The sequence below is a fragment of the Actinomyces sp. oral taxon 448 str. F0400 genome, from assembly GCF_000220835.1.
Lineage (GTDB): Bacteria > Actinomycetota > Actinomycetes > Actinomycetales > Actinomycetaceae > Actinomyces.
The window spans coordinates 2143264-2165131 of the sequence record NZ_GL985606.1 but is presented as its reverse complement, the minus strand read 5'-3'; the positions used below and the strand labels follow the sequence as shown (position 1 = coordinate 2165131).

17 protein-coding genes are annotated in these 21868 nt (G+C 72.0%); 10 read left to right on the top strand and 7 right to left on the bottom strand.

Annotated features, from left to right (window positions below):
- The first annotated feature begins 8 nt into the window (after positions 1-8).
- The gene (locus tag HMPREF9062_RS09200; protein ID WP_009749844.1) at positions 9-1199 is read left to right on the top strand and encodes a D-alanine--D-alanine ligase family protein; all 1191 of its coding nucleotides are present in this window, start codon (positions 9-11) and stop codon (positions 1197-1199) included.
- Positions 1186-2292: a thiamine-phosphate kinase gene (thiL, locus tag HMPREF9062_RS09195; protein ID WP_009749843.1), complete on the top strand. Its 1107-nt coding sequence runs from the start codon at positions 1186-1188 to the stop codon at positions 2290-2292. Before HMPREF9062_RS09200 ends, thiL begins: the two co-directional genes overlap by 14 nt.
- A gap of 147 nt (positions 2293-2439) precedes the next feature.
- Here thiL and rpmB read toward each other — a convergent pair whose 3' ends face one another.
- Positions 2440-2631, bottom strand: coding sequence for a 50S ribosomal protein L28 (gene rpmB / locus HMPREF9062_RS09190; RefSeq protein ID WP_009749842.1), 192 nt, complete (start codon positions 2629-2631; stop codon positions 2440-2442).
- 304 nt (positions 2632-2935) lie between these two features.
- On the opposite strand from rpmB, the gene HMPREF9062_RS09185 reads away from it, so the two are divergent.
- Positions 2936-4798, top strand: coding sequence for a DAK2 domain-containing protein (locus HMPREF9062_RS09185; RefSeq protein ID WP_034254110.1), 1863 nt, complete (start codon positions 2936-2938; stop codon positions 4796-4798).
- Positions 4795-7083 (top strand): ATP-dependent DNA helicase RecG, encoded by a 2289-nt coding sequence (locus tag HMPREF9062_RS09180; RefSeq protein WP_009749840.1) that lies wholly within the window; start codon positions 4795-4797, stop codon positions 7081-7083. The genes HMPREF9062_RS09185 and HMPREF9062_RS09180 overlap by 4 nt, the downstream gene beginning before the upstream one ends.
- Before the next feature lie 73 nt (positions 7084-7156).
- Here the strand turns inward: HMPREF9062_RS09180 and rsmD are convergent, their stop codons facing one another.
- The gene (gene rsmD, locus HMPREF9062_RS09175) at positions 7157-7720 is read right to left on the bottom strand and encodes a 16S rRNA (guanine(966)-N(2))-methyltransferase RsmD (protein ID WP_009749839.1); all 564 of its coding nucleotides are present in this window, start codon (positions 7718-7720) and stop codon (positions 7157-7159) included.
- A 220-nt stretch (positions 7721-7940) separates the two neighbouring features.
- On the opposite strand from rsmD, the gene coaD reads away from it, so the two are divergent.
- The 6 genes from coaD (at position 7941) to HMPREF9062_RS09145 (ending at position 12494) form a co-directional block, all read left to right on the top strand.
- On the top strand, positions 7941-8465 hold the full coding sequence (coaD, locus tag HMPREF9062_RS09170) for a pantetheine-phosphate adenylyltransferase (RefSeq protein WP_009749838.1): 525 nt from the start codon (positions 7941-7943) through the stop codon (positions 8463-8465).
- On the top strand, positions 8449-9003 hold the full coding sequence (locus HMPREF9062_RS09165; protein ID WP_009749837.1) for a hypothetical protein: 555 nt from the start codon (positions 8449-8451) through the stop codon (positions 9001-9003). Before coaD ends, HMPREF9062_RS09165 begins: the two co-directional genes overlap by 17 nt.
- A 175-nt stretch (positions 9004-9178) precedes the next feature.
- Complete coding sequence (locus tag HMPREF9062_RS09160) at positions 9179-9766, top strand: YceD family protein (protein WP_009749836.1); 588 nt, start codon at positions 9179-9181, stop codon at positions 9764-9766.
- Positions 9766-10623, top strand: a complete 858-nt coding sequence (rnc, locus tag HMPREF9062_RS09155) for a ribonuclease III (RefSeq protein WP_009749835.1) — start codon at positions 9766-9768, stop codon at positions 10621-10623. The genes HMPREF9062_RS09160 and rnc overlap by 1 nt, the downstream gene beginning before the upstream one ends.
- Before the next feature lie 6 nt (positions 10624-10629).
- On the top strand, positions 10630-11697 hold the full coding sequence (mutM, locus tag HMPREF9062_RS09150; protein ID WP_009749834.1) for a bifunctional DNA-formamidopyrimidine glycosylase/DNA-(apurinic or apyrimidinic site) lyase: 1068 nt from the start codon (positions 10630-10632) through the stop codon (positions 11695-11697).
- 149 nt (positions 11698-11846) lie between these two features.
- A complete protein-coding gene (locus HMPREF9062_RS09145; protein ID WP_009749833.1) occupies positions 11847-12494 on the top strand; it encodes a response regulator in 648 nt (215 codons plus the stop codon).
- Between the two features lie 102 nt (positions 12495-12596).
- Here HMPREF9062_RS09145 and HMPREF9062_RS09140 read toward each other — a convergent pair whose 3' ends face one another.
- The 5 genes from HMPREF9062_RS09140 to HMPREF9062_RS09120 form a co-directional block, all read right to left on the bottom strand.
- Entirely contained in the window at positions 12597-14564 is a 1968-nt protein-coding gene (locus HMPREF9062_RS09140) for a GAF domain-containing sensor histidine kinase (RefSeq protein ID WP_034254107.1), read from the bottom strand.
- Positions 14561-16357 carry a thiol reductant ABC exporter subunit CydC gene (gene cydC, locus HMPREF9062_RS09135; RefSeq protein WP_009749831.1) on the bottom strand — a complete coding sequence of 599 codons (1797 nt, stop codon included), beginning with the start codon at positions 16355-16357 and terminating at the stop codon, positions 14561-14563. Before cydC ends, HMPREF9062_RS09140 begins: the two co-directional genes overlap by 4 nt.
- Entirely contained in the window at positions 16354-18096 is a 1743-nt protein-coding gene (gene cydD / locus HMPREF9062_RS09130; RefSeq protein ID WP_050795340.1) for a thiol reductant ABC exporter subunit CydD, read from the bottom strand. Before cydD ends, cydC begins: the two co-directional genes overlap by 4 nt.
- A 195-nt stretch (positions 18097-18291) precedes the next feature.
- Positions 18292-19443 (bottom strand): cytochrome d ubiquinol oxidase subunit II, encoded by a 1152-nt coding sequence (gene cydB / locus HMPREF9062_RS09125; protein WP_034254104.1) that lies wholly within the window; start codon positions 19441-19443, stop codon positions 18292-18294.
- Between the two features lie 30 nt (positions 19444-19473).
- Complete coding sequence (locus HMPREF9062_RS09120) at positions 19474-20964, bottom strand: cytochrome ubiquinol oxidase subunit I (protein ID WP_009749828.1); 1491 nt, start codon at positions 20962-20964, stop codon at positions 19474-19476.
- Between the last annotated feature and the right edge of the window lie 904 nt (positions 20965-21868).

Genomic DNA, 21868 nt, shown 5'->3' with positions numbered 1-21868 from the left:
TTGGCGGCATGCCGGACAGCCCAGCCACCCAGCCGACCCCCTCACTCGAGTCCTCCCGCGACGCGATCCGACGAGACAAGCGCAAGCCGCGTGTGGCGGTCGTCTTCGGAGGGCGCAGCGGGGAGCACACCATTTCGTGCGCGACGGCCGCCGGGGTCCTGTCGGCCATCGACCGCGACCGTTACGACGTGCTGCCCATCGGCATCACGCCGACCGGTCAGTGGGTCCTCGTCGACGACGACCCCGCCGCCCTGGCCCTGGACGACTCCCGGCCCCCGGTCCGGATCACCGCCGACGGCCTGGGCCGCGGCGAGCTCGCCGTACGACTCGGAGGCGGGGCGCTGACCGCTCTGACTCCCACCGGTCCGAACGTTCTGGGCGATGTCGACGTCGTTCTGCCGCTGCTGCACGGCCCCTACGGCGAGGACGGCACCATCCAGGGGATGCTCGAGATGCTGGGCATCCGCTACGTGGGCTGCGGCGTCCTCGCCAGCGCCGCGGGCATGGACAAGCAGGTCACCAAGGTGCTTCTGAACGCCGCCGGCATCGCCACAGCCCCGCACGTCGTCGTCGGCCCCCACCGGTGGAGTCGGGACCGCGATGCCGTGCTGGGCGAATGCGAGGCGCTCGACTACCCGTTGTTCGTCAAACCCGCGCGCGCCGGTTCGTCGTTGGGCATCACCAAGGTCGAACGCGGCGATGACCTGCTCGCCGCTATCGAGGCCGCCCGCGCGGTGGATCCCAAGGTGCTCGTAGAGACGGGGATCATCGGGCGCGAGATTGAGGTCGCCGTCCTGGGCGGTCACGGCGACGCCGCCCCGCGCGTCGCCGAGCCCGGCGAGATCGTCATGGACGCCTCCCACGGCGCCGGCGAGTTCTACGACTACCAGACCAAGTACCTGGCTCACGAGGCCGTCCAGATGGTCTGCCCGGCGCCCATCGCGCCCGACGAGCGCGAGCTGATCATGTCCACCGCCGCCGAGGCCTTCCTCGCCATCGGGGGAGAGGGGCTGACACGAGTCGACTTCTTCCTCACTGAGGATGGACGCCCCATCGTCAATGAAGTCAACACCATGCCGGGCTTCACCCCCTTCTCCATGTACCCCTACATGTGGAATGTGACCGGAATGGACTACCCCACGCTGATCGGAGAGCTCATCGATCTGGCTCTGGAGCGCCCTGACGATGTCAACCGCTGAGGACTCCGGCCCCCGGAGCCGCCGGCCGGCCACGGTTGCCGACCTCACGGAGGAGGGGCTCCTGGCCGCTTTCGCGCCGCTGCTGCCGCGCAGTCGTCGTGAGCTGGTCGGCAACGGGGACGATTGCGCTGTCCTGACAGCCCCCGACGGACGCTACTGCGTGAGCACGGACGTGCTGGTCCAGGGTCACCACTTCTCCATCGCGTGGTCGAGCGCGCAGGAGATCGGAGCGCGCGCCGCCGCCCAGAACCTCGCGGACATCGCGGCGATGGGGGCCCGACCGGTGGCGCTGGTCGTCAGTCTCGTCCTGCCGCGGGCCACGCCCCTGGCCTGGGTCCGGGATCTTGCCCGCGGCCTGGGCCGCACCTGCGAGCAGGCGGGGGCCGGCGTCGTCGGCGGGGACCTGAGCGCGGGCGAGAGCCTCATGATCGCCGTCGCGGTCCACGGCGATCTGGAGGATCGCCCGCCCGTCCTGCGGTCAGGGGCCCGACCCGGTGACCTGCTCGTCCACATCGGCACGCTGGGCCGCAGCGCCGCCGGACTCGCACTGCTCGACGCCGGCATCGACGACCCCGGCCGCACCGGGGCGCAGAAGGGCGCCTTAGCCTGGGACGGGCTCCCGCAGGATGCGCGCGCCGCGGGGCACGAGGCGCTGTCCGTCTTCCGCGTCCCCGCCCCGCCCCTGGCGGCCGGCCCCGCTCTGGCCGATGCCGGCGCCACCGCGATGATGGACATCTCCGACGGGCTGCTGCGCGACGCCGGGCGCATGGCCGTCGCCTCCCGGGTGCGCATCGACGTCGAGGATCCCGCGGGGCTGGACACCGGTGTCGGGGAGGACCTGGCCGCACTCGAGCCGGTGGCGCGCCTGCTGGAGGGCTCCAGGACCGCCGCCCGGGCGCTGGCCCGTCGGTGGGTGCTGACCGGGGGGGAGGACCACGGCATGCTCGCCGCCGTTCCACCCGAGGCCGCCTCCGGGCTCCCGGCCGGCAGTCGCGTCGTCGGGCGGGCGCTGGCGCCGGGCGACGGCCCGCGCGTGATGGTCGGTGGGAGAGCCCCGGACGTCGGGACCGGATGGGACCATTTCCGCGACTGAGAGCGGATCGCCCGCGGGATCAGCGGCGCACGGCATCACTACTTCGGGGTTTCGGCGCGGAGCCGCCGATGCCGGCGAGAGGACGACGACACGACGAAGGCCGCCACCGATGAAGGTGACGGCCTCCGGAGCTCGGCGGAAACGCTCTCAGATGTTGCGCGTCACCTTGCCGGCCTTGAGGCAGGACGTGCATACGTTGAGGCGCTTAGGGGTGCCGTTCACGAGAGCACGCACACGCTGGATGTTCGGGTTCCATCGGCGGTTGGTCCGCACGTGGGAGTGCGAGACGCTCTTGCCGAAGATGGGGCCCTTGCCGCAGACGTCGCACACAGCAGCCACGGTCTCACTCCTGAATCTTCTTGCGGGGCACCGGACGAGCTCCCGGTGCTGGATCAACCGCCCGAGAACTCGCGCCTCAGGCAACCACTGCACCCTACCGGACGGCCGGCGGGCGGCCCAAGCGATCTCGGCGTGGGCTCGGGCACACGTTCGGACCGTTCAGATCGCCCGCCGCGCGGCGCGTCGCCGGGTGCAGGGCGCGCGCGCCCGCGCATACCGGTAGCCTTTGATGGTGCAGGGGTCCTCCCACCGCCCCGTACGGACGGCCGGGCCCGCCACCCACAGCAGCCAAGGAGAACGCGGCGTGATACGGCAGAGGAACGGCCAGCCGCCCGCCCCGGTTCCCGCGCGCGCGATCACCGCCGACGTGCTGCGCGCCTGGCTGCGGCTGGCGTGCCGCACGGGCGAGATCACCCGCCCTCTGGTCGATTCTCTCAACGTCTTCCCCGTCCCCGACTCCGACACCGGAACCAACGTTCTGCTCACCGTGCGCGCCGCGTGCGACGCCCTGGATCTCCTCCCGTCCGGCACCGACCTGGCGCAGGCCTCCCGAGCGGCGGCCGACGGCGCTGTGCGCGGCGCGCGCGGCAACTCCGGGCTGCTGATCTCCCAGGCCCTGACCGCGCTCGCGGACGTCTGCGCCGAGGCGCCCGAACCGGACGGCCTCAGGCCGGTCGAGCTCGTCCACGTCTACGAGCGCATCGCGGCCACCACCTGGGCCGCCGTGTCCCATCCGGTGCCGGGCACCCTGCTGACCGTCGCCCGCGATGCCGCTGCGGCCTCCCGCACCGCCCTGGAGGAATCAGGACCCGCCGCGCCCTCCAGCGTTTCGGCGATCTGCGCGGCCGCGGCCTTCGGAGCCCAGGAGAGCGTCGTGGAGACCGCCGGGCTGGGGCACGGTCCGGTCGACGCCGGGGGCGCCGCCCTCATGCTCGTCCTCACCAGCCTGTCGGACACGGTCGACGCCGGCGACCGGCCCCTGAGCGGCGACCGGGCGCAGGAGAGCACGATCCCGCGCCCCTACACCGACGTCGCCCACCAGATGCTCGTCGACCTCCTAGCCGGTGCCGCGCACGGGGCCGCCGGTGCGGACACCGATGCGCAGACGGCCTCCGCCGGAGCGTTCGAGGTCATGTACCTGCTCGAGGCCACCGCCGCCCAGGCCGAGACTCTGCGCCGCGAGCTCGAGCGCGTCGGCGACTCGGTAGGTGTCGTCGGCACCCCCGACGCTTTGGGCGTGGGCCTGTACCAGGTGCACGTCCACACCGACACTCCCCGTGCGGCGCTGCCTCGCGTCGGACGGGCCAGGCAGGTGTGCGTCCACCACCTCCGCCCCACGGCCCTGGCCTCGGCCACCGCCTGGGAGGCCGATGAGCCGCCTCTGCCCGGTGCCGGCAGTCTCGAGGACTCCCATGTCGTGTCCTTCGAGCGTCTGGCGGCCCGTCGTGCCCGACGCCGGGCCGCCAGACGCGACCTCTCCGTGCGTCAACACCCCTCCCAGCTCCACCCTCCCGCCCCGACCGGCGACCGCGTCGGCGTCATCGCCTGCACCCGAGCGCCGGGGCTGATCGAACAGCTCGCCCGCACCGGTGCCGTCGTCGTCCTGAACCCCGAGCGGGACGGGATCGTTCGAGCCTGCGTCGACCTCGATCTGGCCCAGGTGATCGTCCTGCCCTGCGACGCCGACTGCGTCGCCAGGGCTCACGAGGCGGCGCGATTCCTGGCTGCCCGCGCGGCCGTCTCGCGCGTGCGCGGCGCCGCCGGCACCGGGACGGCGCCCGGCGACGGCGTCCAGCTCCTCGTGTGCGACACCGACGACGAGGCGCGCGTCCTGGCGGCGGCTGTGGCAGTGGCCGGGCGGAATGAGGGCCTGACTGCCCTGGCCGGGCGGGCCGGACGCGCCGCCGTCGGACTGCGCACCCTAGCCCTCAACGGGCCGGACGCCGAGGCCGACGTCGTCGCCGTCACCGCGGACAGGGCCCTGAGGCCCGAGGACGAGCTGGTCACCGTGGTCCTCGGCCGGGACGCCGTCCCCGATGTCGGCGCCCTCGTGGCCGAGGCGGCCACCCGCTACGGCGAGCGAATCCACGGCAGTCACGATGCCGTCGAAGTCGTCGTCCACGCCGGCGGGCAGGCCCGCCCCGACGTCCTGCTCGCCCTGGAATGATCGGCGTGAGCCCTCGAACCGCATCCGCCCGCGGGACCGTGCCCCTGCTGGACCGCCCTCTGGACAAGACGCTGGGCAAGCGGACCGCCGACCAGCTCGCCAAGCAGGGGGTCCGCACTGCGGGAGGGCTCCTGCGCCTCCTGCCGCGTCGCTACGACACCTGGGGAGAGCTGACCGACCTGCGCACCCTGGCCGACGGGGAGCAGGCCACCGTTCAGGTCCGGGTCGTCCGTTCCCGCGCGCGACGCACCCGGGGCGGCCGCCCGCCGGCCATTATGGAGGCCACCGTCACCGACGGGGCCGCGACCATGGACGTGGTCATGTTCGGCACCGTCGGTCTCATGAACCACCAGGTCGACCAGCTCTCGCCGGGCACCACGGCGCTCATGTCGGGGAGAGTCGGCCTGCACCGCGGCCGCAAACAGCTGGCCGGCCCACGCTTCCAGATTCTCGATGACCTCGACGAGGCCGAGCGCGAGGCCCTCCTCGCCCGCCCCCTGCCCATCTACCCGGCCACCGAGGCGCTGCCCAGTTGGCGCCTGGCCAAGGCCGTGCGCACGGTGCTCGACCAGCTCGAACCGGCGGATGTGCCCGATCCGCTGCCCGAACACGTGCGCGAGGCCCACGGCCTGGTCGACGCGCTGACCGCCTACCGGTGGATTCATGCTCCCGAGAACGCCGAGCAGTGGCGTCTGGCGCGGCGGCGGTTCCGCCACGAGGAGGCACTCGTCCTCCAGACGGCCCTGATCCAGCGCCGCGCCCGGCACCGGGCCACGCGCACCGCCGTGGCCTGGCCCGTCCCCGGCGCCGACTCGCTGCGAGCCGACCTGGACGCCTCCCTGCCCTATGAACTCACGGCCGGGCAGGAGCGCGTGGGCCGGGACCTCGCCCGAGCCCTCGAAACGACCGTGCCCATGCAGATCCTCCTGCAGGGCGATGTGGGTGCCGGCAAGACCCTCGTCGCCCTGCGGGCCATGGCCCAGGTCGTCGGTGCGGGCGGACAGGCGGCGCTTCTAGCCCCCACCGAGGTTCTGGCCGCCCAGCACCAGGCCAGTCTGGAGGCGCTCCTGGGCCCTCTGGGGCGGGCCGGCATGCTCGGAGGGGCGCAGCGCGCCACCCGGGTCATGCTGCTGACCGGTTCCACCCCGGCCGCCCGGCGGCGCGAGATCCTCACCGCTGTGGCCGGTGGCGAGCCCGCCATCGTCGTGGGCACGCACGCGCTGCTGAGCGAGACCGTCCGGATGCCCCTCCTGGGGCTCGTGGTCGTCGATGAGCAGCACCGCTTCGGAGTCGCTCAGCGCGACGCCCTGCGCGAGCGCCAGGGTGTGACCGACCCCGCCACCGGCGCTGAGCGCACCCCGCATCTGCTGGTCATGACCGCCACCCCCATCCCGCGCACGATCGCCATGACGGTCTTCGGCGACCTGGACACGGCGGTGCTCGACGAACTGCCGGCGGGCAGGCGACCCGTGGTCACTCACCTCGTCCCCTGGGAGCGGCGATCGTGGGTCGAAGGCATCTGGCGGCGCGCGGCCCGCGAGGTCGCCGCCGGCGGGCGGGTCTACGTCGTCTGCCCGCGGATCGACGCCGGCGATCAGGAGCAGGGGGACGACGTCCCCGAGAACCCTGACGGCCACCTGGAGTCTCGGGACGCCGGGGAGCCGGTCCGCTCGCCGGCGGCCGTGACCGAGTGGGCGGCGCGGCTGGCCGACGAGCCGGCGCTCGCGGGGACGGACGTGGTCACGCTCACCGGACAGATGTCCGGTGCCGAGAAAGATGCCGCCATGGAGGCCTTCGCCTCCGGCGCTGCGCCGGTGCTCGTAGCGACCACCGTCATTGAAGTCGGAGTGGATGTGCCCGAGGCGTCCATGATGGTCATCCTCGACGCCGACCGATTCGGCCTCTCCCAGCTCCATCAGCTGCGCGGCCGGGTGGGGCGCGGGGAGCGGCCCTCGGTGTGCATGGCTGTGACCGGCGTGGAGGTCGGCTCCACCGCCTTCCACCGTCTCAAGGCTTTCGCCCAGACCGCGGACGGCTTCGCCCTGGCCGAGGCCGATCTGGAGCTGCGCAGCGAGGGCAATGTGCTGGGCGCTGCCCAGTCCGGGCGGCGCAGCGACCTCGACCTGCTGCGGGTCACGCGGGACAGAGGGGTCATCGAGGCGGCCCGCGGCGAGGCGGAGGACATTATCGCGGCCGATCCGGACCTGGAGGATCACCCCGCTCTGGCCGCCGCCATCGCCGATCGTCTCGACGAGGAGTCGCAGGCCTACCTGGAGCGGGCCTGAGCGGGCGTCGGTCGGCCGGCAAGCCCTCCGCCGCGGCTCGGCCGGAGCTCCCCGACGGCTCCTCCACCCGCCTCTACGCGTCCGGCTCGGCGAACCAGACGCGAGTCTCGCCGTACGTGCGCTCGCTGAGGCGGCGTAGACCGGCCGGCCATGTCGGCTCGGGAGAACGGGTCCGACGCTCGATGACGACGACTGCGCCGCTGGCCAGCCACGGGTCCCGGTCGCGAGCCAACGGTCGGAGCATTGCCGTCAGGCCGGCCTCATCCACCTCGTAGGGTGGGTCGATGAGCACCAGGTCCACCGGTCTTCCGGCGGGCCCCGCCAGGAAGGCGGCGGCCCCGGCCGTCCTCGTGCGCACCTCGGGCAGTCCCAGGGCTCGGATGTTCGCCTCGCACACCCTCGTGGCGGCCCGAGCGCAGTCCACCAGGGTGACGTCCGCGGCGCCGCGGCTGGCGGCCTCCAGGCCCAGGGCCCCGGAGCCCGCGCACAGGTCGAGTACGCGCGCGTCCTCGATCATCCCGTAATGCTCCAGGCGCGCGAACAGGGCCTCGCGCACGCGCTCGGAAGTCGGGCGCGTGCCCGTGCGGGGCACCGCGATCCTGCGTCCGCCGGCCTGCCCGGCCACGATCCTGGTCATGCCCGGAGCCTACGCGGGGGACCACTCGGGCGGCGCCCTGCAGGCTTCCCGGGCTCGAGAGGGTCTGCGCGGGCCCGGAGTCGGAAGAACAGCGCGGGTCGATGCGAGAGCACGGCCCCGGCTGGGAGGCTCGCCCCCGGCGTCCGATCCGCCCGGCTCGCGGCACCGGTTCCGGCGCGCGTCCACCGCTCGACCCGGCCGCCCCGATAGCCTCGGAGTCATGACGCTCGCCGTGTACCCCGGAACCTTCGATCCCATCACCCTGGGTCACGTCGACATCGTGCGCCGCGCCCTAACCGTGTTCGATCGGATCGTCCTGGGCGTCGCCCGGAATGTCGCTAAGGCCGCCGACCACCTGTTCGACCTCGATGCTCGCGTGGCCCTGGCGCGTCGAGCTCTGGCCGATCTGCCCGGCGTTGAGGTCGACGTCGTTCCCGGGCTCCTGGCCGACTACTGCCGCGCCCGCGGCGCCGATGCCCTCGTCAAGGGCCTGCGCAACGGCACCGACCTCGATGCCGAGACGCCGATGGCCGTGCTCAACCGCGATCTCGGCGCACCCGAAACCGTCTTCCTCGTCGCCGCTCCCGCCCGCGCCCACGTCTCCTCCTCCCTCGTCAAGGACGTCGCCCGCTACGGCGGCGACGTCTCCCGCCTCGTGCCCGACGCCGTCCTGCACGCGCTCGGGGACGCGGGCGGCATCGCACACCCGCTGAGGAAGGACATCCCTCGTGACGACCAGTCGTGACGCCGGAGACGATCTGCTGCGCATTCTCGACGAGCTCGACCAGCTCATCACGAGCGCGCGCTCCATGCCGATGAGCGCCTCGGCCATCGTCAATCGCGACGACGCCCTGGCGCTGATTGACAGCGCCCGGCATTCCGTGCCCACGGCCGTGCGCCGGGCCGAGGAGATCGTCGCCGACGCGGACGACGTCCTGGCTCAGGGGCGGGAGGAGTCCGAGCGCATCGTGCTGCACGCCCAGGAGGAGGCCGAGCGTCTGGCTGCGAGCGAGAACGTCGTGCGCATGGCTCACGAGCGCGCCGACGAGATCGTCGCCGCAGCGGAGGAGCGCGCAGCCGAGCTCCGCCGCGGGGCCGACGACTACTCCGACCGTTGCCTGGCGGGGATCGAGGCCGAGCTCGCCAAGATCTCCGAGCAGGTTCGCGCCGGTCGCGACGTCCTCGCTGCCCGGCTCGAGGAGCCCGCCGACGCGGACGGGGCGGCGGTCCCGCAGACCGCTCGCCGCAGGCCCGGGTGGCCCATCGGTCCCGGCGGAGTGTGATCGCCTCCGGGTTCTCGGACGGGTCCTTGGCCGTGCCGCCGGAAGGTCACGATTCGACGTGTGACGTGCGGACGACGGAGGAGGGGACCAGCGTCTTCGACGTCCAGGTACCCTGGCCCTCTGCGGATGCGGGTCCGCACCGACCGCGCACGAACCGGACAACCGGAGGAGCACCATGACCGCCACGGCCGCACTAGTCGTCGACATCGTCGATCTGCCGCACCGGATCGGGGCCACTAAGGACGTCTGCGTCGAGGCGGGCGCGCCCGCGGGCCTGGGCACCGCGGTCATCGGTGTTCCCGAGGGCAGCTCTCTCGTCGTGGATGCGCGATTGACCAGCCTGGAGGACGGAGTGCTCGCCCGCGGCCGGGCCGACGTCCACGTCCATGGCGAGTGCGTGCGCTGCCTGCGCGACCTTGACGAGGAGCGCACCGTCACCTTCGACGAGCTCTACTACCTGCCCGAGGCGGCCCGGGCCGCCGAGGACGGCGAGGACGTCGACGACGTGCTCCTGGTCGGCGAGGACAGCCTCGACCTGGAGCCGGCGCTGCGCGACGCCCTCGTGCCCGCCCTCCCCTTCAGACCCCTGTGCCGCCCCGACTGCGCCGGCCTGTGCCCGGAGTGCGGCCGGAGGGTCGACAACCTGCCCGCCGATCACCGCCACGACCACCCCGACCCGCGTTGGTCCGCCCTGGCCGCTCTTCTGCCCGATCGGGACGGATCCGACGATCCGGCCGACGCCGACGGGGAGGAGCAGGCCTGATGGCCCACTCCTCGCGTAAGAGCGGGCACAGGCAGTCCCGTCGTGTCGCCGCCCCGGCGCGCTCCGACGTCGAGGTCCTCGTTTACCGGTGGGGGCCGCGGATCGACCCCGGGTTGCTCGCCCTGGCGCTGACCCATCGCTCCTTCGCCCACGAGAACGGTGGTCTGCCCACGAACGAGCGCCTGGAGTTCCTGGGCGATTCGGTGCTGGGGATCGTGGTGACCGAGTACCTCTACCGCACCCACCCCGACGTTACCGAGGGGCAGCTGGCCAAGATGCGTGCCGCCACCGTCTCCGAGCCCGCACTGGCCGCCGTCGCCCGGGATCTGGGCTTAGGAGAGTTCATCAGGCTGGGCAAGGGGGAGGCCCTGTCCGGCGGCCGTGACAAGGACTCGATCCTGTCCGACACGGTGGAGGCTCTCATCGGTGCCACCTACCTCACCCAGGGACTCGAGCCGACCCGCGCCGTGGTCGAGCGACTCGTGGCCCGCTTCTTGAGCTCGGCCCGTACGCGTGGCGCGGGCCTGGACTGGAAGACCAGCCTGCAGGAGCTGACCGCGGCCCACGGGCTGGGCGGACCGCGCTACGAGGTCGAGGGGGTCGGACCCGACCACGAGCGCATTTTCACCGCGAGGGCGATCGTCGACGGCGAGGTGCGCGGTCAGGGCACCGGCACCTCGAAGAAGATCGCCGAGCACGAGGCTGCCGAAGCCGCCTACGCCTCCATCCTCGCCAGCCGCGGCGACGGTGGCCTGAACCTGCCCGGGGTCAACGAGGCCCTGCGTGCCGACCTGGCCCTCATGACTGTTTCCGGGACGCGGGGCGGGGCCGCCGACGTCCTGGAGTCCGAGGGCTGAGCGGGCGTGCCGGAGCTGCCGGAAGTCGAGTCCGTGCGCGCCGGACTGGCCCGGTACCTGATCGGCCGCACGATCGAGGCGGTCGAGGTGCTCGACCCGCGCCCCCTGCGCCGCCAGGTGGGGGGACCGGAGGCTTTCGTTCACGCTCTCATCGGACGCACGGTGAGGGCGGCCGTACGCCGGGGCAAGCTTCTGTGGCTGCCCTTGGATGACGACCGTGCGCTGTCCGCCCATCTGGGCATGAGCGGGCAGATCCTTGTACGCGGCGTTCTCGGCACCGCATCGCCGCCAGGGGTCGTGCGCCCCCGGCGCCCGGAGCTGGGAGGTGCCCGCTGCGCCGCTACGGCCGGCGGGACCGATGCGATCGGCATGACCGGCGCGACCGATACGGCCGGCATGAGCGCCGCCCGCGCTTCGATCCTCGTGCGCGGGCCGTCCGTCCGACCGCGCCATCTGCGCGTGCGGTTCCGACTGGCGCCCGTCGAGGGGGACGCCCCCGGCGGCGCTGCTGTCGATCTCGTCGACCAGCGCATGCTCGGCGGCATGCACGTGACCGACTTGGTTCCCACCGCCGACGGCGCATCCGGCGGGACGGGCAGTCCGCGGGCGCTGCTGCCCGCCGACGCCAGTCGCCTCGCCCGCGACCTGCTCGACCCCGCGCTGGACCGGCGCGCCGTTATCGCCCGGATGCGATCCTCGCGGCGGGCGGTCAAGACCATCCTGCTGGACCAGCACGTCGTGTCCGGCGTGGGCAATATCTACGCCGACGAGGGGCTGTGGGCCGCCCGCGTGCACGGCCTGCGACCAGGCGACCGGTTGGGGCCGCGGGTGGTGATGCGCCTGCTGAAGGAGACGGCCGCGGTCATGGAGCGGGCGCTGGCCGTCGGAGGGACGAGCTTCGACTCCCTGTACGTCGATGCCGACGGCGCTGCCGGCTACTTCGCCCGCGAGCTCGCCGCTTACGGACGCGGCGGACTGGAATGCCGGCGGTGCGGGGAGGCGATGCGCACCGAGGCGATCGGCGGACGCAGCCACACCTTCTGCCCTCGCTGCCAGGTCCGTCCGCGGCGTTGAGACGCGGTGGGACCGGCGGTGGGCTTTCCGGGGCCGGTTTCGGGTCGGCCAGCCGCCCGAGCGCCCTGACGGCCCACCGTCCCAGAAGAATTTCCCAGGACGGCGCCGTGCTTGTGGCGTTGGTCCCCGGCGCTGATAGGCTCGCTGCCATGCCGAGACCCGCCGAGACCGTCCGTGTCATGATCGTGGACGACCATGAGATCGTTCGTCGTGGGATAGCTGAGATCATCGACCGCGCCGACGGACTCGACGTCGTAGCCGAGGCGGGATCGCGTGCCGAGGCCGTCAGGCGCGCCGAACTCGTGCGCCCCGACGTGGTCCTGGTCGACCTGCAGCTGCCCGACGGCACCGGCATCGAGCTCATGCGCGAGCTGCGCGAGTCCGTCCCCTCCGCTCTGCCGATCGTGCTGACGTCGTTCGATGACGACGAGGCCCTCGCCGAGGCCTTGGACGTGGGTGCTCGAGCCTACCTGCTCAAGACCGTCCACGGCGCCGAGATCAGCGACGTCGTGCGCGCCGTCGCCTCGGGACGCGTCCTGCTCGACGAACGGACGGTCACGCGTCGGCGCGCCGACCATGACGATCCGACGGCGGACCTGACCAACGCCGAGCGCAAGGTTCTCGACCTGATCGGGGACGGCCTGTCCAACCGAGAGATCGGCGATCGCCTCGGCGTGGCTGAGAAGACTGTGAAGAACCACATCACCTCGCTGCTGGCCAAGATGGGATTGCAGCGCCGCACACAGGTCGCCGCCTGGGTCGCCGGCCAGCGCGCCTCCGGATGGCGCCGCGGCTGATCCGCCTGCCTGAGCCGAACCCCGTCGAACCGCCCCTCGATTCGCCGCGGGGCCGCGCCCGCTGCGCTCACAGTCCCCGGCTGGTCCGTCTGGGCGGGGGACTCAGCTCAGGGGCCGCGGTTCCAGCGGCACCCGCCAGGTGAAGCAGGTGCCGCGACGCTCGCCGTCGGAGCGCGCACGCGGGCCGATGGCGAAGGTGCCGCCATGGCGACGGGCGCGCTCGGCCATGTTCGCCGTGCCCGAGCGCCGCGTCACCGCGGGGTCCACACCCACACCGTCATCGCGGCAGACGACCTCGACCACCGGCATGCCGTGGAAGGGCTCGGCGTCCCCGGAGGCCGGGCCCTCGCCGGCCAGCAGGCTGGAGCGCCCGGGCAGGACGCCCTCGATCTTGACGTCCACCGTCACCGAGGAGGCCTTGGCGTGCCTGGCTACGTTGGATAGGCCCTCGCGCACGACGGCGACCATGTCGTCGGCGATGTCCGCCTCCACGGCGGCGTCGACCGCGTCAATGATCTCGTCCTCCGCCTCGCGTTCGATCTGCGCCAGGCCGTGTCCGTCGACGGTCAGGATCAGGGAGGGCGCGTAGCCCAGGGACGTGCGTGCCAGCGATGCCTCGCGCCGCAGCCGCTCGACCACGCCGACCTCCTCGTCGCGGTCGCGCAGCGAGCGCACGATGGAGCGGATCTGACGCACCGACTCGTCGACCGCCTCCAGTGAGGATTCCAGCGCCCCGCACACCGAGGCCAGGTCGAGGGGGCCGTCGGCCTGACCCGCGCGCAGACGATCATGCGCCGCGGAGATCTGCATTCCGGTGGCGAAGAGCTGCTGGATAGCCAGGTCGTGCAGGTCGCGGCCGATGCGCGCCCGCTCGTCGAGCAGGGTCGCCATCTCCTCGGCGTGCTGGGCATCGGCCAGCTCGAAGGCCATTGTGGCCTGTCCGGCGACCAGCTCGGCGATCTCCAGGTCCTGCTGGGTGAACACCGCGGACCCCTGCTCGCGCAGGAGTAGCATGACGCCCACGCCACGGCCCCGGTGGATCATCGGGGCGTACAGAGCGGGGCCGAAGACCGCTAGTTCGGGCACGAGCAGGTCGCGAGCGTCCCAGGCCTCCGTCAAGGAGTCGACCGTCAGGCCGGTCTGGTGCGCCAGGGTCGTCATTGCCCGTCCCTTCGGGGGGAAGGACGTCCCGATGAGCTCGGCGGAGTGCGCGCCCGCCGCGATCTCGCAGACCCATGTCTGCCCGACGCCGGGCAGGACGAGGGCAGCGGTGTCGGCGTGGGCGACCTCGCGGACGCGGCGGGCGATCAGGGTCAGGGCGTCGTCCTCCTCGGCCCCCGACAGCAGCAGTGTCGTCAGCTCCTGGGACACCGCCATCCACTGCTCGCGGTCCCGCGCCTCCCGGTACAGACGCGCGTTCTCCACGGCAACGGCCGCGGCCTCGGCCAGGGTGAGCACGATCGAGGCGTCCCCGTCCTCGAACCCTCCGTCCTTGTCGCACAGATACAGGCGTCCGTAGACCCGCCCGTGCACTCGCAGGGGGGCCGACAGAATCGAACCCGTGCCCTCTCCTTCGATCCGGCCGGTGAAGGCGGCCACGTGCGACAGGTCGTTGGCGATGACGACACCGCCGGCGGCGGGGCCGACGGCGTGGGCGCCGGCCAGCATCGAGTCGAGCTCGCGCGGCGAGGCCGGGCTCGCCGCCGTCGGGGTGGGCGCGCCGGTCTCGGCCGCGCCTAGCACGCCGATCGTCCCCCAGGCCGCGCCCGTGATCGTGCAGGCTGAGTCGACCAGCCGGTGCAGCGCGTCGGGGACGTTGAGGGAGCCGGTCAGCCGCAGCGCGGCGTGGAAGAGCTCGATGGTGCCCCCGTTCAGGGTGACGTCGGGCGCCTGTCGATGCCGTGCGGTGGACAGCTGCTCGGTGTGGATCGAGTAGGCGAGCGACCCGATCCCCGCGGGGTCATCCGGGCTGGGGCCGCTGGGCAGCGACAGAACCAGGTCGTCGTCGGGCATTCCCGGGAAGGCGGTCGGCTCATCACGGGGACTACTGGGGGGGCTCGCGTCGGTCATCTCAGTCGTGTCTCCTGCTCCAGGGACCAACGATAGGACTCGTTGCGGGCGGCCAGCCGGATGTGCGCGCCCCGGCGGGCGATGGTGGCCGGTCCGCCGGATTCGGGGGCCTCCAGGACCAGGACCTCGTCGGCGCCGCCCAGGGCGCTCAGACGGTGAGTGACCAGGAGGACGCCGCGCGCCCGTCCCTCCGACTCGTCGCCAGCGTGTAGCAGGTCGGCCACGAGCTGGTCCGCCGTGGCGGGCTCGAGGTGCTCACCGGGCTCGTCGAGCACCATGAGGGGCGCCGGGGCGGCCAGCGCCCGGGCCAGCAGCAGACGGCGCCGCTCGCCGCCCGACAGGGTCGTGGCGTCCGATGCCAGCGGCGTGTCCAGTCCGAGGGGCAGGCCCGCCAGCCAATCATCCAGGCCGGCGCGCTTGAGCAGAACGCGCGCCTGAGCGGGGGTCAGGGCGCCGTCGGCCACGCGCAGGTTCTCCAGGACCGTGGTGGCGAAGATGTGGGCGTCCTCGGCGGTCAGAGTGATCCGACGGGCCGCGTCCGCCCGCCTCGCCGTCCACGGGGAGACTCCGTCGAGCGTCAGCTCGCCGCCCTTGGGCTCCAGGAGACCGGCCAGGGTCAGCAGGAGAGTCGTCTTGCCGGCTCCCGACGGGCCGACGATGGCCCGTCGGTCGCCGGGTGCCAGGTCGAGATCGATGCCGTCGGCCACGACGGGCCCGTTCGGCCAGCCGACGGCCAGGGCCCGCGCCCGCAGGCGGGGCCCGCCCTCGGTGATGGGCGGCAGCGGACGGGGGGAGGGAGCGTCGGCACGCGAGGCTTCCGCCCGATCGATGAGGTCGACGATGCGCGTGGCGGCGCCGGCGGAGGCAACCAGCTGGAGGCTGGCGGGTCCGAGCGCCGAAGTGGCTTCGAACGCGGCCAGCGGTACCAGCGCGATGACCGCCAGCCACACCGGGTCCATGCCTCCGGCGACGGCCGGGACACCGATCAGCAGGCCCGCCACGACCGCCAGGCCCATGGCGGCGACGTCGACGGCGGCCGCGGCGGCCGCAGGGCGGGCGCCCCGGTCCCGGGTACTGGCCAGGTGCGTCTCGAGGGCGGCGAGATCGTCCATGACCCTGGGCAGGCGTGCGGACACGCGCAGCTCGGAACCCCCCTCCAGGGTCGTCAGGACGGTGGCGGACAGATCGGTGGCCTGCTCCTGGCGGGCGAGCTCGGCGGCCCGCGCCGCGCGGATCGTCACCAGGGGGCCGATGATGCCCGCCAGCAGCAGGCACGCCGCCAGGGCCAGCCCGGCCAGGGGGTGAACGAGGGCCAGGGCGGCACTGGTGATGGTGCAGACGGCGGCCGCCACCGCCATCGGCAGGTAGCAGCGCACGACGAGATCACCCACGGCGTCGACGTCGGCGCCGACTCGGGCGAGCACGTCGCCCCGGTGCAGCCCCGCCACAGTGTCGGTGCGCGAGGCGGACAGGATCTCGTACAGGTGCGTACGCAGGGAGGTCATGCCGCGCAGCGCGGTGTCGTGGGACAGCAGGCGCTCGCAGTAGCGCAGGACCGAGCGGGAGATGCCGAGCAGGCGTACCGCCACGGGGGCCACGCCCAAGGCGACGACGTCGGGCACCTGGCAGGCGCGGGCGATCATCCAGGCCGCGACGGCGGATAACCCGATGGCACTGCCCAGGCCCAGCGCGCCGGTGGCCACCGAGCCGATGAAGCGGGTCTGGTCGAGGTCGAGCAGGTGGACGGCACGGCGCAGCGCCCGGCGCTCGGTCGCCGACAGGAACGCGTTCATCGCTCGCCCCCTGCTCCGGCGTCCACGGCGCTGACCGGCTGCGGTGCGCTGGCCCGGGACGGGGTCGTCGAGGTCAGCGGATCCTCGGGAACGGGGTACGAGGCGACCTCGATCACGTCATCGGCCATCGCCACCAGCGCCGCCCGGTGGGCGATGGCCACCACGGTGTGATGGTCAGAGCGCAGTGCCTCGACCCCGTTGAGGACGTGCGCCTCACTGGTCGCGTCTAGGTGAGCGGTCGGCTCGTCCAGGACGACGAGAGGAGCGTCGCGGATGAGGGCGCGGGTCAGGGCGAGGCGCTGGCGCTGCCCGACCGACAGACCGAGGCCCCCCTGCCCCACCGGGGTGCTCCATCCCAGGGGGAGGGCGGAGACGACCTCGTCGAACCCGGTGGTGCGGGCGGCCTCGGCCAGCGGGGGGAGATCCCGGGCCTGTCGGGCATCGATCCCGGCGGTGTGCTCGGGACCGAGGACGTTGGTCAGCACCGTTCCGGGGACGATGATCGGGCGCTGGGGGACCCACGTGATCTGCGCCCACCACGTGGCGGGGTCGATGTCTCTCAGATCCGTCGCGGTGCCGCCGGTGCGTACGCGCACACCGCCGCGATCGACGTCCAGGAGTGAGAGCAGCACCTGGGTCGCCGTGGTCTTGCCCGCCCCCGACGGGCCGGTCAGCACTGTGAGGCGTCCGGGGCGGATCGTCGCGCTGAGTCCGGAGGGCGCCCAGGCGCCGCGCGCCGCGACGCTCAGGTCCTCGATCTCGATGACGGCGCGGGCGAGGTCCGGCGCGGGGGCCGTGCCGTGCTCGGGAGCGCTCGTGCCGAGCACCTCGAAGACGGCATTCGCGGCGGCGATGCCGTTGGCCGAGGCGTGGAAGTGGAAACCGACCTGGCGCAGCGGCTGGTAGACCTCGGGCGCGATCATGAGGACGAGCAGGGCGGTGGTCAGGTCCATGCGGTCGAATAGCAGGCGGAAGCCCACCTGGACGGCGATGATCGCCACCGACAACGTCGTGATGAACTCCAGAACCGCTCCCGACAGGAAGGCCACGCGCAGGGTTCGCATGGTGGTGGCGCTGTAGGCGCGTCCCAGCTGTCGGACTCGTGCGGCCGGTCCGGCCTCGCGGCCGAGGGCCTTGAGCGTCGGCAGTCCGGCGAGCAGGTCGAGTACCTGGCCCCCCAGGCGCTCCATGGCCAGTAGGCGGTCCGCGCTGCGGCGCTGAGTCAGACGTCCGATGAGGATCATGAAGATGGGGACGAGGGGGACGGTGCACGCCACGATGATGGCGGACGGCACGTCCTGGACGAGCATGACCAGACAGGTCAAGGGCGTGACCGTCGCGGCCAGGAGCAGCTGGGGCAGGTACCGCGTGAAGTAGGGTTCGAGATCGTCCAGTCCCCGGGTGAGCAGTGTGGCCGTGTCGGAGCCGTGCCCGGCGAGCCAGCGCGGACCGAGCGTCGCGGCGTGCTCCAGGACCTGGCGGCGCAATTCGATGATCGTGCGCGAGGCGGCGCGGTGGGCGAGGGCCTCCTGGGCGTAGAGGACGAGGACGCGCGCCACCACGACGAGCGCCAGCAGTCCGACGAGGGGGGCGACCGCGCTCAAGGGAACGCGGGTCGTGATGACCGGGGAGACGGACCGCGAGATGAGGACGGCCTGGGCGATGACGAGCAGGGCGGTCGTGCCACCGGTCAAGGCGGTGGTGATGATGTAGCGCCGAGCCGCGCGCGCGTGGCGCATCAGCCGAGGGTCCAGAGGCTTCACCATTCCAGAATAGTGTTTTTAGGACTGTCGTCCCTGGTCACCTCGGTCATGATGTGATCCGTGAGTTAAGAAACACACTGGTCTGCCTGGTCTGCGCAGTCAGGTCGTGACCGCGTGGCCCGCGATGCCGTGGGGACCGTGCCTCCTCGCGGCCCACTGGGCGGGAGAGGCTCAGTAGCCGATGGCCGCCTCGGGCTGGGCCGTCTCGCGTACTCTGGTGGGGTGCAGGCCCCCCTCATCGGGATCGATCGCCTCGGCGTGGATGCGCGCGGAGAAGATCCTGTATCCCCAGATCGTGTAGATGAGCACCACGGGCACGAACAGGACTGCGATGACGGTCATGATGAGCAGTGTCGTGTCGGCGCTGGCGGCTTGACTGATCGTCAGCGAGTAGGCGTCGTCTACGCGGGAGCGCATGACGTTGGGCGCCGTGGTCGAGAAGATGAAGACGACGGCGAGGGCGATGCCGGCGAAGTGCAGTGCGAAGGCTCGGCCCTCGCGGCCCTGACGGGTCAGGACCAGTGACCCGATGAGGGCCAGTGCCGCCAGGATGAGGGGGATCCAGGCCAATGCGTTGAGCGAGTGGGCCAGCTGAGCCCACAGCATCCACGCCGAGCACACGAGTGTCGAGATCATCGAAGAGCCCCGGGCGAGGCGGAGGGCCCGCCGTGAGAGCTCGCCGCCGGTCTTGAGGGCGGTGAACAGCGCGCCGTGGGTGATGAACAGCAGGCAGACGGCCGCGCCGCCCAGCAGCGTGAAAGGGGTGAGCATGCCGGCCAATCCTCCGGTGATCTGGTGCGAGGCGCCGTCGATGAGGGTCTCGGCCGGCACCTCCCCGGCCGGCACGGGGGCGCCGGAGGCCGTGTCGATCACCTCGATCCTCATGCCCTGGACCAGATTGGCGAAGGCCGCGCCCCACAGGATCGAGGGGATCCAGGCGCTGATCGTGTGCGCCCAGTCCCAGCGGTCGCGCCAGACCTGGTCGTTGATCTTCTCGCGCCACTCAATGGCGCACACGCGCACGATGAGGCACAGGAGGATGGCGAGGAGTACGAGGTAGGCCCCCGAGAAGAGGGTGCCGTACCAGTCGGGGAAGGCGGCGAAGGTGGCGCCCCCCGCCGTAAGCAGCCAGACCTCGTTGCCGTCCCAGTGCGGGCCGATGGTGCCGAGCATCGCTCGGCGCTCCCTCTCGTTGCGGCCGAGGATCCTCAGCAGCATGCCGACGCCGAAGTCGAAGCCCTCCAGGGTCAGGTAGCCGACCCACAGGGCAGCGATGAGAATGAACCAGAGGACGGGCAGGGTCGTCGATGTCGTGGGTGTCATGAGTGGCACGGTGCTCTACCTTCTTCCGACTCAGTACTCGAAGGACAGGACGGGGGCCTTGCCGGGCGCGCTCGCGCGGACCAGGGCGACGGACTCCTCGGTCTGCGTTCGCACGCCCTCGCGGACGTAGCGGCGCAGCAGCATGAACCAGACGACGCCGAGAGCGGCGTACAGGAGAGTGAAGATGACCATGGAGGTCAGCACGACGCCCGGTGAGACGATCGTGGACACGCCGTCCGCCGTCAGCATGCGGACCCCGGAGAGGGGATCGGCCAGGTCCGGGACGACGACCCAGGGCTGGCGACCCATCTCGGTGAAAATCCAACCGGATGTGCAGGCGGCGAAGGGCAGCCACATCGTCCACAGGGCTGCGATGCCGAGGTGGTGGCTGCTGATCAGACGGTTGCGACGGGTCAGCCACAGGGCGAGCGCTCCGATGGCGACGGAGGCCGTGCCCGCAGCGATCATGAGCCGGAAGGACCAAAAGGCCGTCATGACGTCGGGGGTGTAGTCGACGTCCTCGCCGTAGGTCTGCTCGTACATCTCCTGCGCCTGGTTCAGACCCATGACGTCGGCGTCGGGGTCGTTGGTGGCCATGAACGAGTAGACCTTGGGCACCGTGATGATCCTGGTGGTCGACTCCTGCGAGCCGCCGAGGGCGAGGGCCGTGAAGCCGGCTCCCTCCTCGGAGTCGAACAGGGCCTCGGCGGCCGCCATCTTGGCGGGCTGCTCCCGGGCGATGACCTGGCCCATGAGGTGTCCGGAGCCGGCGGTCAGGATTCCGGCCACAATCATGGTGACGGCACCGAAGCGGGTCAGGCGGCGCCACAGTTCGCGGGCCTCATAGTCCTGTCCGGCGCGGGCCGCCTTGGTCATCCACCATACGGCGACGCCGAGGACGACGGCGCCGGCGACGAGGAAGGCCGAGGAGATGGTGTGAACGAGGGTGGTCCCCAGGACCTCGTTGCTGAGCACCTCGAAGAAGCCTCCCAGACCGTCGAGCTCGGCGCGGCCGGTGTCGGGATTGACGACGGCCCCCACCGGGTGCTGCATCCAGGAGTTGGCGGCCAGGATGAACAGGGCGGAGACGTTCGTGCCCAGCGCGACCATCCACATGCACAGGTTGTGCAGTTTGGGGGACAGGCGGTCCCAACCGAAGATCCACAGACCCAGGAAGGTCGATTCCATGAAGAAGGCGAGGAGGGCCTCGAAGGCCAGCGGGGCACCGAAGATGTTTCCGACGAACCGTGAGTACTCTGACCAGTTCATGCCGAACTGGAACTCCTGAACAATGCCGGTCGCCACGCCGAGAGCGAAATTGATCAGCAGAAGCTTGCCGAAGAACTGCGTGGCGACGCGCCACTGCTCGTTGCCGGTGCGCACGTAGCGGGTCTCCATGAGGGCTACGAGCGGGGACAGGCCGATCGTGAGCGGGACGAGGATGAAGTGGTAGACGGTCGTGATGCCGAACTGCCATCGAGCCAGGTCGAGAGAGCTCAGCGCCGTCGATGCGATGACCATCAGCGCTACCTTTCAGAAGTGGTGATGAGAAAAATAGGCGTCTCCGTATGGATGGCCACGGAGCGAGTGGACGAGTCTGAGGATATCAACAACGTGGGGGCACGAAGACTGAAATGTTTAACCGACTCTAGCATCATTGATTCCAGCCTCTTGTGGAGGTTGAGATTCGTCATCCTCGGCGGCTTCGCGCGCCACAACGGCTGGGGTGTGGAATACTGTTGGCGGCCCCGGGCGCCGCGTACCGGTACCCGGTGTCCGAACCTCGGTCGAGGCCGCGCCGAAGAAGCCGGAGAAGTGCGCCGCTGAACGCGTCGCCGCACTCTCGGATCGCGCGGTTCCCCCGCAGGCCGGCGCCGCAAGGCGAGAACACAGACTTTCCGGCTCCCTCGTCGGGAGCACGACCGCGTCCCGGCGCCGTGGGTACGGCGGAGGCCGGGGCATCCGGAGAGTGCATGGCATCGTGTCCACGTCACAGAAATCACAGACCCCATCATCCCTGCCCGGTTTCGACACCTTCGACGCTCCGGCGTCCGAGCCGGAGGCCTCCGTCTCCGGCGCCGAGGGCGTCTCGCCCCCCAAGGCGCCGGCCCGTCGACGCCGTAAGGTGACCGCGTCCCAGAGGGCCCCGAAGCATGCGGAGGAGTCCGATGCCGTCGGTGCCCGCTCCGTCCCGCCGACCGCGCCCAACCGGTCCGAGGGGCCGGACGATGAGGCGGCCCCCGAGGAGCCGGACGATGCGCCGCCCCGGCCCGCCTCATCTGAGGCCTCCGGTGAGTCCTCCGATTCCCCCGAACCGTCGGGCTCCTCGGGGGCGCCCGATGCGTCTGCGCCGCCCGCGGGGCGACCTCCGGCTCGCCGGCGCCGCAAGGCGACCGCGGCCACTACCGCCCCCGCTCGGATGCCC